At 65.8% G+C, this 15,262-nt stretch carries 12 protein-coding genes and 6 pseudogenes; 10 read left to right on the plus strand and 8 right to left on the minus strand.

What is annotated here, in order from left to right:
• Positions 1-965: pseudogene (locus tag K9U37_RS07625) on the minus strand (IS256 family transposase); the annotation flags it as partial.
• A gap of 337 nt (positions 966-1,302) precedes the next feature.
• Positions 1,303-1,599, minus strand: a complete 297-nt coding sequence (locus tag K9U37_RS20165) for a hypothetical protein (RefSeq protein ID WP_243073491.1) — start codon at positions 1,597-1,599, stop codon at positions 1,303-1,305.
• Here K9U37_RS20165 and K9U37_RS07635 point away from each other — a divergent pair.
• A complete protein-coding gene (locus K9U37_RS07635) occupies positions 1,483-3,072 on the plus strand; it encodes an Eco57I restriction-modification methylase domain-containing protein (protein ID WP_243073272.1) in 1,590 nt (529 codons plus the stop codon). The genes K9U37_RS20165 and K9U37_RS07635 overlap by 117 nt on opposite strands.
• Entirely contained in the window at positions 3,062-4,072 is a 1,011-nt protein-coding gene (locus K9U37_RS07640; protein ID WP_243071183.1) for a hypothetical protein, read from the plus strand. The genes K9U37_RS07635 and K9U37_RS07640 overlap by 11 nt, the downstream gene beginning before the upstream one ends.
• Before the next feature lie 150 nt (positions 4,073-4,222).
• Here the strand turns inward: K9U37_RS07640 and K9U37_RS07645 are convergent.
• Positions 4,223-5,293 (minus strand): annotated as a pseudogene (locus tag K9U37_RS07645) (IS1634 family transposase); the annotation flags it as partial.
• 3 nt (positions 5,294-5,296) lie between these two features.
• Positions 5,297-5,731: pseudogene (locus K9U37_RS07650) on the minus strand (ISAs1 family transposase); the annotation flags it as partial.
• 250 nt (positions 5,732-5,981) lie between these two features.
• On the opposite strand from K9U37_RS07650, the gene K9U37_RS07655 reads away from it, so the two are divergent.
• Positions 5,982-6,755 carry a hypothetical protein gene (locus tag K9U37_RS07655; protein WP_243071186.1) on the plus strand — a complete coding sequence of 258 codons (774 nt, stop codon included), beginning with the start codon at positions 5,982-5,984 and terminating at the stop codon, positions 6,753-6,755.
• A 91-nt stretch (positions 6,756-6,846) separates the two neighbouring features.
• The gene (locus K9U37_RS07660; protein ID WP_243071187.1) at positions 6,847-7,317 is read left to right on the plus strand and encodes a hypothetical protein; all 471 of its coding nucleotides are present in this window, start codon (positions 6,847-6,849) and stop codon (positions 7,315-7,317) included.
• Between the two features lie 73 nt (positions 7,318-7,390).
• Here K9U37_RS07660 and K9U37_RS07665 read toward each other — a convergent pair whose 3' ends face one another.
• On the minus strand, positions 7,391-7,894 hold the full coding sequence (locus K9U37_RS07665; RefSeq protein ID WP_243071188.1) for a DUF3060 domain-containing protein: 504 nt from the start codon (positions 7,892-7,894) through the stop codon (positions 7,391-7,393).
• Positions 7,895-8,143: 249 nt separating this feature from the next.
• Here K9U37_RS07665 and K9U37_RS07670 point away from each other — a divergent pair, with 249 nt between their 5' ends.
• The 4 genes and pseudogenes from K9U37_RS07670 to K9U37_RS07685 form a co-directional block, all read left to right on the plus strand.
• Positions 8,144-8,398, plus strand: a complete 255-nt coding sequence (locus K9U37_RS07670) for a PNPOx family protein (protein ID WP_243071189.1) — start codon at positions 8,144-8,146, stop codon at positions 8,396-8,398.
• An 84-nt stretch (positions 8,399-8,482) separates the two neighbouring features.
• A complete protein-coding gene (gene sodC / locus K9U37_RS07675) occupies positions 8,483-9,268 on the plus strand; it encodes a superoxide dismutase[Cu-Zn] (RefSeq protein WP_243071190.1) in 786 nt (261 codons plus the stop codon).
• Between the two features lie 703 nt (positions 9,269-9,971).
• Positions 9,972-11,105 (plus strand): YncE family protein, encoded by a 1,134-nt coding sequence (locus K9U37_RS07680; RefSeq protein ID WP_243071191.1) that lies wholly within the window; start codon positions 9,972-9,974, stop codon positions 11,103-11,105.
• Between the two features lie 22 nt (positions 11,106-11,127).
• Positions 11,128-11,325 (plus strand): annotated as a pseudogene (locus K9U37_RS07685) (nitroreductase/quinone reductase family protein); the annotation flags it as partial.
• Between the two features lie 78 nt (positions 11,326-11,403).
• Here K9U37_RS07685 and K9U37_RS07690 read toward each other — a convergent pair.
• Together K9U37_RS07690 and K9U37_RS07695 are read right to left on the minus strand one after the other, a co-directional pair.
• Positions 11,404-12,650: pseudogene (locus tag K9U37_RS07690) on the minus strand (IS1380 family transposase); the annotation flags it as partial.
• Positions 12,599-13,042 carry a hypothetical protein gene (locus K9U37_RS07695; RefSeq protein WP_243073492.1) on the minus strand — a complete coding sequence of 148 codons (444 nt, stop codon included), beginning with the start codon at positions 13,040-13,042 and terminating at the stop codon, positions 12,599-12,601. The pseudogene K9U37_RS07690 and the gene K9U37_RS07695, both read right to left, overlap by 52 nt.
• Between K9U37_RS07695 and K9U37_RS07700 the strand changes: the two are divergent.
• Positions 13,022-13,439, plus strand: a pseudogene (locus K9U37_RS07700) (ExeA family protein); the annotation flags it as partial. The gene K9U37_RS07695 and the pseudogene K9U37_RS07700 overlap by 21 nt on opposite strands.
• A gap of 176 nt (positions 13,440-13,615) precedes the next feature.
• Here K9U37_RS07700 and K9U37_RS07705 read toward each other — a convergent pair.
• The gene (locus K9U37_RS07705) at positions 13,616-14,515 is read right to left on the minus strand and encodes an SDR family NAD(P)-dependent oxidoreductase (RefSeq protein WP_243071192.1); all 900 of its coding nucleotides are present in this window, start codon (positions 14,513-14,515) and stop codon (positions 13,616-13,618) included.
• A gap of 2 nt (positions 14,516-14,517) precedes the next feature.
• On the opposite strand from K9U37_RS07705, the gene K9U37_RS07710 reads away from it, so the two are divergent.
• The gene (locus K9U37_RS07710; RefSeq protein ID WP_243071193.1) at positions 14,518-15,165 is read left to right on the plus strand and encodes a TetR/AcrR family transcriptional regulator; all 648 of its coding nucleotides are present in this window, start codon (positions 14,518-14,520) and stop codon (positions 15,163-15,165) included.
• Positions 15,166-15,262 lie beyond the last annotated feature (97 nt).

The raw sequence follows: 15,262 nt of genomic DNA on the forward strand, positions 1-15,262 counted from the left end.
GATAGGATTATTCGACCAGATCTTCTGCCAATGCGCCGTCGGGAACGCCGTGAAGGCCAGCACGTCGGCCTTGGCCTGGGCCATCATGTCGGCCACTTTCGGGAAGCTGCCGGCCAGGGTGTCGGCGACGCGGTCCCATTGGGCGGCGACCTCGTCGGGGTCGGTGTGGGCGAAGATGGTCTTGAGCGCCGCCGTCACCGCCGGGGCATGCTTCGCTGACACTGCGGTGTGCAGGTTACGCATGAAATGCACCCGGCAGCGCTGCCACGAAGATCCGGTGAACTGTTGTGCCACAGCAGCTTTCAATCCGGCGTGGGCGTCAGAAATGACCAGATGCACCCCCGAGAGGCCACGCGCTTTCAGCGACGCCAGAAACTCACGCCAGAACTCATAGGACTCGCTGTCACCCCCACCACCAGCGACTGAGACACCACATGCGCACCCACCCGCACCTTGCAGAAGATCGCGTCGCAGAACACGTACGGAAACTGCGTGTGAGCCAAGCTACGGGTGCGGAACGCCTCGATCTCGGCGTCCAGGCCCGCGCAGATCCGCGAGACCTCGGATTTGGAGATCCCGGACTCCACCCCCATCGCCGCGACCAGGTCATCGACACTGCGGGTCGACACCCCGTGCACGTAGGCCTCCATGATCACCGCATGCAACGCGCGGTCGATGCGGCGGCGCCGCTCCAGCAGCGACGGGAAGAACGACCCCGCCCGCAGCTTGGGGATCTGCACCTCGATATCGCCGGCGGTGGTCGACACCGTCTTGGGTCGGTGCCCGTTGCGGTGCGTGCCGCGCCCGCCGGTGCGTTGATACCGGCCGGCGCCGATCGCCTCGGTGGCCTCGGCCTCGATCAACGCCTGCAGCCCGGCCCGGATCAGCTCGGCGAACACCGCGCCGGCATCAGCGGACTTCAGCGCGTCGAGCTGGGCGAGCAAGACAGAATGGTCCTGGGTCATCGCGTAGATGGTCCTTTCATGAGTCACTTTCATCGGTAACTCACTGACCACTACGCGACGGCCCACCCCAACACCGGCAACGACACGCCCGGGCACACACCCCGGCCGTCCGCCTCAGTCCCGAAACCCCACCACCCCAGGGGACTTACCCCTGACGGACGCGCGGGTCCTGCGTCATCAGATCCCGGAAGGTCCCCTCCTTGGCACGCATCTAACGCAGGGTAGTCGTCGGCGGCATGCAAGCCAGTCGTTCGGCGGCGCGACGTCTCGACCGTCCTATCGGCCTGCCTCGCGGTCCCACGGCCCTACCAAGGATGCACCTCAACTCTCTCGTTAATCACGGCGCGGCTTCAGCGCGGTTGAAGACCCGCACGCTCGCAGGCGGTGCACTTAACTGAGTCGAGACCGCGAAGCGGCGGGTCAGCTCCAGATTGTCGGTGCGCTCGGGCACGATAAGCGCATGCTTCCCGGTGACAGCGTTTCGCAGCGGAAGGCACGCGGCGCCTTCTTTACGCCAATTCCCGTAGCGCGTTTCCTCGTCGACTGGGCCGTTCAGAGCCCGGATGACGCCGTTCTGGAGCCGTCCTGCGGAGAGGCTGTCTTCCTGCACGAAGTCGGCCGACGAGGTGACCATTCTGGCCCTCTCGTTGGAGTCGAGCTACACAAGAGTTCCGCCGCGGAATCGGAGCGAACCCTGCGCGCTAGCGGAATCGATGCGACCGTCCATGCGGGTGACTTCTTCGCTCACTCAGAACTTGGCGCGTACGACGCGGTGGTCGGAAACCCTCCCTACGTTCGGTACCAAGCTTTTTCTGGAGAATCACGTGCACGTGCCCGAGAGGCCGCCCTCCGCGCGGGCGTCGCACTGTCTAACCTCGCATCTTCGTGGGCGGCGTTCGCGGTCCACGCTGCGTTGCACCTAAAGAGCGGCGGGCGGTTAGGGCTCGTTCTACCGGCCGAACTTCTGACGGTCAACTATGCAGCCGGAGTTCGGCAGTACTTGATGGACCATTTCCGCTCGGTGGGTCTTGTGCTTTTCCATGAGCGGGTGTTCCCGGGCGTGTTAGAGGAGGTCGTTCTCCTTCTCGCCGAGAGTTATATCCCAGACAGTCACTTTGGGGATCCGCGCCATATGCATCTGTGGCAAGTACGAGATGCTGAAGGTCTGGCGCAACTTTCAGCCTCGCGACGATGGACGCCGCCGAGCAAGGGGGCAAAATGGTCGGCTGGACTGATGTCTGCAGCCGGCACGCGTGCATTCGACGCCGTTGTGGGTAGCGACGGGTTCACCCAGTTGGAGACCTGGGGTGACACAACCCTCGGGATGGTCACCGGCAGCAACCAGTTCTTCACTTTGTCCCCAGCCAAAACACAGGCGCTTGGCTTAGAAGCCACTGATCTGATCTCCCTGTCGCCTCCAGGCTCGCGTCACTTGCGAGGTCTGGGGTTGACGGAGAAGGCGTTGTGCGAGCTGGGCGCGAGCGGCCAATCGACCAATCTCTTCAGGCCGACCGATGAACCATCAGCGGCGGCTTGGAGCTATATCCAGTCGGGCGAGGATCTAGACGTCCACCAAGCCTACAAATGTCGAGTTCGCAGTCCATGGTGGCGCGTCCCGTATCTTCGCCCAGCCGACCTCTTCTTGACATACATGAATGCTGATACGCCGCGACTGACAAACAATGGAGCTCGCGCTCACCATTTGAACTCCGTCCACGGCGTATACCTTCGCGACGGCCTGAAGGCAGACGGCATGAGCCTCCTGCCGATCGCATCGCTTAATTCGATTACCTTGCTGGGCGCTGAGACTGTGGGCCGAGCTTACGGGGGAGGCATGTTAAAGATCGAGCCCCGAGAAGCCGATCACCTTCCAGTGCCGTCGCCAACTTTGGTCCGCCGATGCGCAGACGATCTGCGCCGTATTCGGACTGCCGTTGCAGCTCAGCTTCGCGCGGGGCGCCTACTCGACGCAGTTGCGTTAGTCGATGAGGTGCTGCTTACTGGATCGATGGGCTTAAACGGGAAGTGTCTTCGGGCCATACGACAAGACCGTGCGGACCTCGCTGGCCGTCGCGTTGCGCGGGGAAAGACCAACGGTGGCAAATAAAGCCAACGCAAAGGCACAAGCGTGGCCGCTGTTCGACGCGATTGTGCACCAATCTCCGCTGAAGAACGTAAACCCGTGGACGCCGGACAATACATTCGCCCCTGACTACGAAACGTTGCGCCAGTTGCTTGCGGTGCCACTTCACCTCGGTGCCGAGACCCGTTCAGGCGTTCCAGCGCTCGCCATTGACGTATGGATCGCGTACGAACTGCGACGCGCGGGCCTCGACCCAGACGCCGTTTGGCCACGAGCGGAGGCACCCCGAGTCATAGATCGCGACGTGCTCAACTTCGTTCGAGCCGTCCCAAAGACGTTGGGGCGCGATAAGTTGTTGTCGCGATTACGGAAGGGCGGGGGCACAGGCGGAGTAGGGACTGCCTCGGCCAACATCGCTGGCAAGAACTACTTCAAACAAGTCGACGTCATCATGTCTTCGTGGCAGACCGGGCCGGAACTGCTCATCTCGACAAAACGCATGGATTCGTCATTTGGCAAGAATGCTGCAAATCGTGTTGAGGAATCGTACGGCGACGCAAAGAATCTCGCGTTGCGCCATCCTTTGGCTGCGCTCGGGTTCGCCTACTCCTTACGCTCGACCGCGTACACGGAAGAACGACGACAGTTCGATTGGATTGTCGACCTACTCATAAAGCTCGGGCGAGAAGATGACGCGTACGACGCCTGCGCTCTCATCGTCCCCGAATGGGTAGGTGAGGCACCTCCCGACACCGCATCGGGGGCCGACGATGTCATCATCGAACCCGATGACGTTGACGTCGAGGACGTCGACGAGGAGTCGACCGCGAACCTCGCCAACCAGATTGCGTCTCTGCCAAATGTTGCCCTGCGACACGATCTCGTGCCCGACGAACTCAGCCCGGCGCGCTTTTTCGCCGTGCTGTTGACCATTGTTCTGGCGAACTCGAGCGTCACTCAGCACGAGCAGGCGCGCATGCGGCGCAGCGAAGCTGCCAGCCAGGGCCCGGCGGCAGATGGGTAATCGGTGAATCGGCCCGACTCGTGGGCTCGCGCGCCGCTAGCCCGGCTGAGCACACTTCAGACCTGACTTCCGCAGATGGTGGGCACACGGGTCGCCGAATTTGTGCGTTGACCAGCGCAGATGTGAATTGAGCTGATTTGGGTCGTGTTACTACACGACCCCGGAGATGCGGGCGGGTTCGTCAGTCGGCGGCGGCGATGCTGGGTGTGAAGTTGAGGTATTTGGGGGTTCGGGCAGCTCGAGCGCGGCCAGGATGGTCTGCTGGTTGTCGGTGAGGGCCGAGCGTTGCGCGACGCGGCCGTCGGCGGTGGCGAAGGTGACCAGGTGCATGCGGTCGAGTTCCTGGCGCAGGTTGCGCCAGGTGTGGCCGGTGCGGGTTTCCGCGACTCGGATGAGAATCAGTGCCAGCCAACACAATTGGACGTGGGCGCGGATGCGGTGTTCGCGGTGGTGGTAGACCGGGCGCAGCCCGAGGCTGGTTTTGGCGTCGCGCCAGCCACGTTCGACGGCGAGTAGCTGCTTGTAGGCGGCGGCCAGATCCTCGGCGGTCAGGGTGAGATCGGAGGTGCGCAGCAGCCACTTGCCGTCGTGGTGGGCTTCACGCGCGGCGGCGGCGCGGTCGATGCGCAGCAGCCCGGTCGTGGTGCGCCGCACCAGCCTGCGCAGCCCGGGCTTGCCCTTGAGGGAGTCGACGAACTCGTCACGGCGGCGTTTGGGCCAGGCGTCGGAGCCGGCGATCAGGCCCTCGAGGTGCTCGATAAGCCGTTGGCGCACCGCGGCGTCGCGGGCGGCGGCATCGGGGTTGTGGCACACCACGAACCGTTCGGTGCGCGCCCCCTCGGCGGTGCCGCCGCCGGGTGCCACCCGGACCTCTTTGACCCGCAGGTTGTCGGCCACGTCGTGGTAGCGGCCGGGGCGGGCCAGCGCGGCGGCGGCCTCGGCGTTGGTGTGGCGCAGCTTCTCGGCGTGGATGTAGTGCCCGCCGCCGCGGGTGAGGTAGGCGCGGTTGGCGGCCGAGGCGAAGCCGGCATCGGCGACCCACACCAGCCGGTGCAGGTTTCACGATCCCGGGTCGTCTTTGACCGTGCGGATGATCTTCTGGTCGCTCTCGCTGCCGGGAAAGGTCCAGCAGCGCACCGGGATTCCGTCGCGAGTGACCGCCATCGCGATCACCACCTAGGGCAGGTCGTCGCGGTGGTCCTTGGACTTGCCGAACCGACGCTGAACCTCGGTGATCTTGATCGTGCGGGTGATCCGCCGGCCACGGCCGGTGGCCGTCTCCGTGTGGGCGGGCATGTCCTTCCACGGCAGCTTCTTGAGTTTCTGGTGCAGGGTGGGCATGTTCGCCTCCACCGTGAACACGTAGTCGCCGCCTGCGCCGGTGATGGTTGTGGCGGTGTCGGTCTGGGTGTGTGTCGCATCGAGGGTGACTACCGCGCCGTCGAGATCGAGGTGTCCCAACAGTGTTCGGACAGCGGGTATTTCGTTGCTCTTCGCATCGACGGCCACCTGTCCCAGGACGACTCCGGCGCCGTGGTCGAATGCGGCGACCAGGTGCGGCGCCTTACCGTCGGGGCGGGTGCGCGCACCTCGAACGGTCTTTCCGTCCAAGGCGGACCGGACGCTGGGCGCATGGATGTGGACGCGTACCTTCACCATCGGCCGGCGGCGGGTGATCGACCTCGGGTTCGGGTGGCTGGCTTCGCAACCTGCATCCAAACCCGTTGGTCACACCCGCCACAGCCGCCACGCCGGTCACACGGTGATGAATCCCGAGGTCAAGGGCCGCGCACCGACCTTTCCGGGACCCTGGGTACGGGCCGCTGCAGGACGGCAGTTGCGCCCGCGAATCTCGCTCACCCCGGCGCGCCAGGGCCGGGATTGAGGCAGCAGGAGCGATGATACAAACGTGACTACTGATGCCAATGTGACTAGCGAGGATGTGCTGGCGGGGCAACCCGCCGCACCCACGACGGCGGAACCGGTGACGCCCGAGCCGACGGCGGAACCCCACACCACCGCCACCGCGACGCCGCCGCGGTCGTTGTCGGTGCCGAAGTCCCCGGTCACCCGCCAGCAAGTCGACCAGTTGGGCCGCACCGTTGTGAAGGCGCTGACCGCCATCGGCAGAGCCGTTGCCGTCGTCGCTCGATTCGGCGCGGGAGTCGTCAGACGGATCTGGCGCGTGGTCGAGGCCGTCCCCCCGGCTGTGCAGGGGTCAGGTGTCGCGGCCGTCGGCATGCTCCTAGGTGTCATCGGGGCGATCGCCCTGCACAACACCCTCGGCTTGATATGCACCGTGGTGATCATCCCGGTCTGCGCGAGCATCCTCGGTGCTCTCGGACACCGCTGGTACAGCGGCCTCGGCGCCTCGGTGCAGCCGCGCGCGATTGCGCACCCGGCCGCGTCCGCCGCCTCGGATCTGCAACGGTCGGTCGAGTACGTGGACAAGAAGCTCGCGCTGGCCCTGACTACGTTCGGCACCGACCGCCACCAGCAGGCGGTGGTGGCCCTCTTCCAGGCGAAGACGGCCGTCGAACTTACGTTGGGAACCGAGCAGGACACCGAGAGTTACGTCGACGTGCCATTGCGTGCCGATGACTACGGTCTGCGCCCGCGGATTCGAGCCGGCTCCGACACGACATCGGCCTTGCGAGAAAGCAATTCGCTGGCGGCATCGTGACGGGAGGGACCGTAGGGGGCAGGTTGCGCTGATCGAGGATGACCACGCACTGGTCATCAACCGCGGCAGCGAGGCCGGGGTGGTGGTAGGCATGGTTTTCGCGGTGAAAGCCAGCACGGGTCCAGTGATCACCGATCCGGAATCCGGACGGGACCTGGGTCGACTGAGCCGGGAGAAGCTACGGGTCCGGGTGTTCGACACGCAACCGCTGTTCGCCCGCGCGCACACCTTTGTCATCACCGACGACTTCTACGGTCTGCTCCAGATTCCATTCCTTGCAGGCTCACTCGAGGATGTCGTGAGCGTCGACATCGGTGACGCAATCGAACTGGTCCGTCGGGGACCAACCACGCGTCAGGCGATCGGGCAGTCATACGCGGCGTCGGACACTCCGTCGGCGCCAACCGCAGCGAGGCGCCGTCGGGTTCACCCTGCGCGACGGCGCCTTGTACGCGCGGTTCTGGAGGTCTCGATGCGGGAGTTTGGGATTCGCGGCCTAGACGCGGGCGCACTGACCGACGTGCGACTGCTCGGACTCGACGAACCCTCACATGGTCGGTGACCGACAGCCGACCGCGAGCGACGCTTCCCGACCGCCTGTCCATCTCGCCGGCCTACGTGCCGAGGCTGGTCACCTAGCCCTGCCCGACGATGTTGTCGAAGCCGGACTTGTCGATGCTCGGCGAACCGGAGTGGTAGGTGATCTTGTTGTCGATGCCGGACGCGTTGATGGTGTCGGCGGAATCGACCGTCACTTGATTGTCCATGCCGGACACCTCCAGACGTGAGCAGTGCCCTGTGATCACGACCGTGTTTCTCACGCCGCTGATGCTCACCACGTTGCCGTTGCAGGCGATGGACCTGTTCCCGCCGACCCCGGAGACGCTCACACGCTCACCCGGTGCGGGCTGCTCGACGGTCGCGGCCGAGGTCGACGGTGCCTCCGGAGCCGCGCTGGCCGACGGTGTGGACGCCCGGCCGGTGGACGGGGTGAACGGACCACCGCCGCCGGAGACACCCGACGTGGTCGGCGTGGTGGTGGTCGACCGGGTGGAGAACACGGTGCTGGCCATGATCGCGCCGCCGCCGATGACCAGCCCAACCACCAACAGTCCCAGCACAATCCAGCCCACGCGCATACCGGGGAGGGCGACGGGGAGGGCCGGGCGGTGGTATCGGCGGGCCGTAGTAGCCCTGCGGCGGCGTGGCCGGGGGAGCCCACCCACCTGGCGGCGGCGGAAGCGGGGTGGTTCCCAGTTCCGTCGACCGGGCCACCTCGGTCGGGGGGCGCTCGAGTTCCTGGATCCGCTTCTCGGGGTCGTCCTCAGGATTCATGGGGTTCACTATCTCGCGTCGGCGACCGCCGCGCCCGGGGTATCACCAACTGCATGGCCTGCCCCAACTGTGTGCTCCGCGCCGTGTCATGTGGGCCGCAGGTCTGCCCCCCGTACCGGACGGTGCTGGGGGTCGTCGGCCTGACCGGCGAGGAGGTGATCGTCATCGCGGGACTGGGACGCTCGTCGGACTGGTTTCGCAACCTGCGCGCCAGCTCCAGCGCCTACGTCGAGGTCGGGAAGGTCGGCTTCGCCACCGAGTACCGGGTGCTGGGCCCCGCCGAAGCTGCGGCCGTCGTCGCCGCCTAGCTAGGCGAAACGCTACCCCGCTGATCGGGTTTCGCCCAGCTAACTGACAGTTTGTCGACGTGCGCCCGGGGGTACGCTGCCGAGATGTTGACTCGTGTGACCGTCGGCGCTGCCGTGTTGCTTATTCCCGTCGTGCTTGTCAGCGGCTGTTCGTCCAACCAAGGTTCGAAGAATCAGACCAGCTCGTCGTCCACGTCCGGTACCGCGGCGTCCGGCGCGGAAACCATTACTACGCAACTGAAGACGGCCGACGGCACACCGGTGGCCAATGCTACGTTCGACTGGTCCGACGGCTACGCGACGGTGACGGTCGAGACCGTCGCGGGGGGCATCCTGTCGCCCGGGTTCCACGGACTGCATATCCACTCGGTGGGCAAGTGCGAGCCCGACTCGGTGGCGCCCAGCGGTGGGGCGCCGGGCAACTTCAACTCGGCGGGCGGGCACCTGCAGGTGCCGGGGCACACGGACCACCCGGCCAGCGGTGACCTGACGTCTTTGGAGGTCCGCTCGGACGGCTCAGCCAAACTGGTCACCACGAGTAGCTCCTTCACCAAAGCCGACCTCAGCGGTCCCGAGGGCAGCGCGCTGATCATCCACGAGGGTGCGGACAACTTCGCCAACATCCCGCCGCGCTACTCCGCCAGCGGCAAGCCCGGCCCCGACGAGCAGACCATGTCCACCGGTGACGCCGGCGAGCGGGTGGCGTGCGCGGTCGTCGCGCCGGCCAGCGCGAGTGGGACCTCGATGTCCACGAGCACCTCGACGGTCACCTCGATGACCGTGACGGCGGTGCCCGCACCCGGTGGCGCCGCGACCACCACGTACACGCCTGCGCCGGTCACGACCACGACGGCCGCCCCCGGAGCCTGACCTCAGCGCGGTATGAGCAGCCGCACCGCGCGGCTGGTGCGGGCTTCGGTGAACAGCCATCAACGGAACCCGCGCGGCCGTGGGTCAGCTACCGGTGTTCCAGCAAGCACGTCGCCGCGTGGCCAACGGCACCATCGTCGGTAACGCCCAGTCGACCTGACGTCTTGGGTAGGGTCCGGTCCGCTGCCGGGACAAGGTCGAACAGCTGCTGTGATTTGTGCCACCAGTAATTTTCGAGCCGCGCTCAATACGGTCGCCACCAGCGAACATTCCGGCCGACCAGGACGGCATCGGCGCCCATTGTGAGCTGCGGCACCGCAGCCGCCGTCAATTTAGTAAGGAATTTCCTTAAAATTTTAGACGCCACCAGGGCAATGTGACATTGACCTCTTTCGCCTTCCGTCGGGTGAGAAATTCTGAGCCAGCGCGTTTCGTTCAGGCCTCGACGGCGTTATTCATTCCAAATGAAACGGCATGTCAAACGCTTTTTTAAGCGCTATCCCGAACCCATGCAACGAATTGATAACGATCGCTGCCTGAGTGCGACCTGAGACCAGCGTGGCGGGAGGGAATTGCTCTCGAAACAAAGCAAATTCGACGTTAACTGTCTCGGTACACTCGATGACGAGCGATCGCCCCGAGCGTCGCGAGCAAGCCCAACGCAAAGTTCGGCCTGGTTCAGGCTGACGGAGGTACGAGGATCATGGCAAACACGGCGCGACATAACGAGGTTTCCGGCACCGCAGGTGTCGCGGTGGCCGAGCGGGTCGCCGCAGCGCACTCCCTGTGGCTCTCGACGCTGCCGACGATCCGGCGCGCACCGTCTGCCGAACTGGTGCCGCTTGCCGAGCCGATCACGGCGCCCGTGGTGACCGCTGCCGGCGCAGTGACTCCCGGGCACGGCCCGGTCAGCGACATGGCTGTCAGCCCTGACGGTCGCCGTCTGGTCGCCGCGCACTACGGGGCCGATGCGGTGTCGATCATCGATACCGCCACCATGTCGGTGACGGCCACTGCCAGCGGCGTGGCCGAGCCGTACGCCGTGGTCGTGGCCGACCGCGCCTACGTCAGTGCCGCACAGACCGAGGACGAGTCCGTGGTGGCCATCGACACCGCTACCGGTGTCCCGTTCGCGGCCAAGAACATCGACTCCAGCGCACGCGCCCTCGCGGTGAGCCCGGTCGGCGACGTGCTGTATGTCGCCCGCACCGGTGATGAGCTCGCCGACATCGCGGCCATCGACATCGAGAGTGGTGTCATCGGCGTCATCGCCATCCCGGCGGCCCCCGGCGCCTCCGTCGAGGCCCTGCGCGTCAGCGCCGACGGTGCCCGGCTGTTCGCGGCACTGTCCACCGCTACCGGCGGCACGCTGCTGATCATCGACACCAGGTCCCGCGCCGTCGAGCGTTCGGTGGCGATCCCCGGCTCCATCGGTGACATTGCCGCTATGCCCAACGGCCGCAAGGCTTTCGCCACCGGATGGGACGCCGAGCTCGGTGGTGTGGTCAACGTCATCGACGTGGCCGCCGCCCGGATCACGGACACCATCGGTATCGGCGGCATGCCCACGCAGCTGGTGCTCGGTCGCGGTGGCGAGCTCGCTTACGTCGTCGATCGTGACCAGATAGTGGTGCTGTGCACCACGGCCAACGAGATCGTCGACACCATCGCCGCTCGCGGCGAATTGTCCTGCCTGGCCGCCGGTCCCGACGGTCGCCTCTATGCGGCCGACTTCTCGGGAGTGATCAGCGTGCTGCAGGTCGGCTCCGCGACGGACTCGGCGCTGCGTGAACTGATGAGCGCCGAACTGCCGCAGCTGGCGGTCGCCGCGTCCTGAGTGCGCCTGCCACCATGGAGTCATGACCACGACTCCCCGGCAGCGCATCGTCAACTTCGTCCAGCGTCACGTCGCAAACCCGGTCATGCGGGCGGTGCCGATCCAGACCCTGATCGAGACCACCGGCCGCAAGTCCGGTGAACCGCGCCGCACTCCGGTCGGCGGCAAGCTCGACGGCAACACCTTCTGGCTGGTCTCCGAATTCGGCGAGCGGTCTCAGCCTCGATTTTTCGTGCGACTTGGCTGGGTGGGATGATTTCGGTGTTGGTTGATTGTGGGGCTTGATTGTCGTTGGTGGGTACCCGATCAGCTGTGCCCATGCGATCAGATCGGTTGCGGCCAGGATGATTTCCAGCCACGCGGCGTTGGCTTCGGCGCGGTGACAGGGCAGGTTGCGCAGCCCGGTGGCCTTGGCCTGGCGGATGCGGTCCTCCACCCGGGCGTGTTGGCGGTGGCGTAACTCGAGTCCGGCGAGCTGACCGGCGATGACCCCGGGTGGCGTGTCGGTGATGAACGCGGTGACTCGGTGGCCGTCGGCGTCGGTGAAGTTCAGTTGTGCGCCGGGGTGGGGGCGTTCCTTGCGCAGGATCAACCGAGTCCCGGCTGGCCATGGGCTCATGTCGACCAGATCGGTGGCCTCGGCGACCCAGGCACCCTCGCGCAGGCCGTCACCGGACTCGATCGCCGGATACCAGCATCGGCCCTCGTTGAGGATCTCGGCCGCGTCGCGGACCCGGACGTCCACGGCGTAGCCGAAGGAGAACTCCACCCCGACCGTCCGGCAGTGCTCGGCGAAGGTGTGGGTGGCCCCAGCGGCATCGCAGCGCACCAGGATCTTGGGCCCGTCCGGATCGTCGGGGGTGGGGTGGGCCGCCAATCTGGCGGTAGCGACTCCATCGCCGAATCCAGCACGCTGACATGGTCAGCGGCAGTGTTGGAGCCCGCGTTTCCGCGGCGCAGCAGCCCGGCCAACCCCTCCCCGCCGGCGATCGCGGGTCGATCCAGAAACGCGAACAAACCGTGATGACCGAAGGTCTTCTTCCACGTCGGCGCGGCCAGCTGCTTGCGGTCGGAATGGTCGATGGTGATGGTGGCATCGATGTCGACGTGCAGCCACTGCCCCTGTGCCGGGGCGGCACCGGCCGCCCACGCCGCCGCCCGGGCCCGGGCACGGGCCGCCCGGATCCCGGGCAGATGGGCGGCATCGATCTTGTCGTCGACCAGCCGCCACATCGTGGTCGTCGACGCCGCCGCACCGAAGGCATGCTCACCATCCCCGCAGCGTTGTCCGACCCCGTCGATGCAGTCCGCCCCGCACCCGACCGCGGCAGCCAGATCGGCGAACACCGCACCCGGGGCATGAGTCCACGGGTCACCGTAGGTATCGGCCAACGCCCCGGTGACCTGCGACGTCAGGCCGGTCAGGTCGGCGACCTCACGCAGCATCGCCGTCCCGGCGTGCGACACGACACCCGCTCCGTCGGCCGACACTTTCACCCGTGGACGTGGTCGACGCGTTCGCCGCGCACCGGCACGTTGTGACAATCGACGGTCCCGGATACGGCCGCAGCAGTCCTATACACCGCGACTTCACACTCGATGAATGCGCGCAAGCCGCCGGCGAGGTGCTCGATCACCTCGGTATCACCGAGCCGGTGGATTGAGTGGGCAATGCGTGGGGCGGGCATGTGGGCATCACGCTGGCGGTCAGCCAACCACGCCGATTGCGCAGCCTGGTGACCATCGCCGCACCCCTCACCCCGGTCAGCCGTCGCCAACGCTGGACGCAAACGTATCCACTGGCACTGCTCTACCGCCTGACGGGCGCGAACCGCTTCATCACCAAAGTGCTGTTCGATGTGCTGCTCGGTGCCAAAGCGATTGCGGCACAGCCCGTGCGGGCCGCCGAGCTCATGAGGGCCCACCTCCTCGGCCACGACCAATTAGAAGCGTTGCGGCTCTTGACAAATCACGACCTCGACTCGTCCAGCCCGTTCGCCTGCCTGTTCGTCGGCCAATCCACCCTGCGGCGGCGGATGAAACTCGGCGTGCTCGCCGCGCTCGACCAACGCATCGCGCTGCACTACACGATGGCGTCCATGACCGACACAGAAGACCGCCAGCTACCTGCGTCACCATCTAAAGCTGGCCGGGCGCGACGATGCCCTGTTCTCCGACGATGCCCTCGGGTTGATCCACCAGATCAGCCGCGGCTACCCGCGCGCGGTCAACAACCTCGCCCTGCAAGCCCTCGTCGCCGCGTTCGCCGCCGACGAGGCCATCGTCGACGAATCCTCCACCCGCACCGCCGTTGCCGAAGTCACAGCGGACTGAACACCACCCCGACACCCCGAACACCACCGACCCCGCCGGACATCTCCCGGGGGTCATTTCACACCCGCACATCCTCACCATCAACGCCGCCATCGTGTTCATCCTGAGTGCCGGTCAACAGCCAGGAAGCAGAAGTAATTCCTGCTGGCGGGCGTCCTAAGCTAAGACCGGCTGCACTATCGAGCTTGCCGCGCGTCAATCAGACGGTTTGTCTGCTGCGCGATGTCGCTCTGAAATTCTGGATCGCGCGACCTCTTTGAGGAGGTGCGGACGCGTCCGGCCCGAATGTAGGAGCCGGTGGGCCCGATCGGTGCAAGCGCTACCGCGTCAACGACGCCGCGCGCCGCCTCTTGCGGAGACGACATGAACGCGCCGCCCAACGCTCCGATAGCTCGCAGCGGGCCGCCCGCCCGGCGTTGGAAATTACTGCGGACACCACCCGGATCGACCATGTAGACGCCGATCTCGTCGGACCATTGCCGAGCAAGTAGGTAGGCGAAGGCGAGGTTGGCCAGCTTGCTGTACGCGTAGGCGCGAAGCTGGCCCCAGCCTTTCGCATAGGTCCAGTCCGAGACGGGTTGTGCCCGCGCTTCAAGGTACGACGTCACCATCACCACGCGGGCTGGTTCGCCCCGGACGTCGGACTTGCGTAGCAAGGGTTCGAGCATGACGGTAAGTGCCGCAGCAGCAAGGTGATTCACGGCGATGGTGCGTTCGACTCCGTCGGAGCTCAGTCGACGCGCGGGGAAAGCGGCACCGGCGTTGTTTACCAGTGCCGCCAGACCCGACGGGGCATGGACGCGAACTTGCCGAGTGAGGTCGGCGACGTTGTCGAGCGCCTCCAAATCAGCGGCGATCGGCACGCAGCGGTCGCCGAACGCGCCCAGCCGGCGCACGGCAGCAGCGGCAGTCTCGGGTGTACGACCATGCACCAGCACCCGCCAGCCTCGTTGCGCCAGCCCACGAGCGACACTTTCACCAATCCCAGCCGTCGCGCCAGTCACCAACGCTGTCGGCGACAACGGGCCGCCGTCGTTCTCTGTGCGCGGTTGCATGGATTCGATTGTGGTCGGCAAGAATGGAATGGCAATACCAAAATCCGGCAATGGGGGGAACTCACGTGCCGACCACACACACCGACCTGACCGCCAAGGGGCGGCGCACCAGGGAACGCATCATCGAGGCGGCAGCGCAGCTGCTGTTAGAGCATGGCATCGACCGCACGACCATGGAGCAGATCCAGCTCGCCGCCGGCGTCAGCGCCTCGCAGCTGTATCACTACTTCGACAACAAACGCGACCTGCTGGCCGCCGTGATCCAATCCCGCACCGAGATCACACTGGCCAACGAACTCCTCGCCAACATGACGTCCCTTGCGGATATCCGTCTCTGGCGTGACGCAGTCGTGCTCGCCGCACATCGCCTAGGCCCGCGCGCCGGATGCCCGCTCGCCACATTTGCCGAACAGATCCTGGACACCGACCCCGAACTGCTCGACCTCATTCGTGACGGACTACAGCGTCTCACCGACTTGGTCGCCAACGCGCTAGAAATCATGCGCGACAACGGCGAGTTACGTCCGGATACCGACTGCCAGCGCCTGGCCGTTCTCATCGTCACCGCCTACGAAGGCGGCCTACTGGTAACCCAGATACAGCGGACAACCGCTGCCCTCCAGATCGCCCTTGATTCTGCAATCTCGATGATCGAGGCGCACACGTTCTGAGCGCCCAGTCGCACAACTACAGCAGTGGCCGGGGTTGTAGATGAACGAGCGGTCAACACCGGTTCTCGTGCGCAGCTTCAATCCGCTTACAGAGCGC

The organism is Candidatus Mycolicibacterium alkanivorans, assembly GCF_022760805.1.
Taxonomy (GTDB): domain Bacteria; phylum Actinomycetota; class Actinomycetes; order Mycobacteriales; family Mycobacteriaceae; genus Mycobacterium; species Mycobacterium alkanivorans.

What these genes read in the sequence shown, in the direction of transcription:
- K9U37_RS07680 (WP_243071191.1), top strand. Translation starts at nt 9,972, where the DNA reads ATGGCAAACACGGCGCGACATAACGAGGTTTCCGGCACCGCAGGTGTC.
- K9U37_RS20165 (WP_243073491.1), bottom strand. Translation starts at nt 1,599, where the DNA reads ATGGTCACCTCGTCGGCCGACTTCGTGCAGGAAGACAGCCTCTCCGCA.
- K9U37_RS07670 (WP_243071189.1), top strand. Translation starts at nt 8,144, where the DNA reads ATGGCCTGCCCCAACTGTGTGCTCCGCGCCGTGTCATGTGGGCCGCAG.
- K9U37_RS07665 (WP_243071188.1), bottom strand. Translation starts at nt 7,894, where the DNA reads ATGCGCGTGGGCTGGATTGTGCTGGGACTGTTGGTGGTTGGGCTGGTC.
- K9U37_RS07710 (WP_243071193.1), top strand. Translation starts at nt 14,518, where the DNA reads ATGGAATGGCAATACCAAAATCCGGCAATGGGGGGAACTCACGTGCCG.
- sodC (WP_243071190.1), top strand. Translation starts at nt 8,483, where the DNA reads ATGTTGACTCGTGTGACCGTCGGCGCTGCCGTGTTGCTTATTCCCGTC.
- K9U37_RS07660 (WP_243071187.1), top strand. Translation starts at nt 6,847, where the DNA reads ATGGTTTTCGCGGTGAAAGCCAGCACGGGTCCAGTGATCACCGATCCG.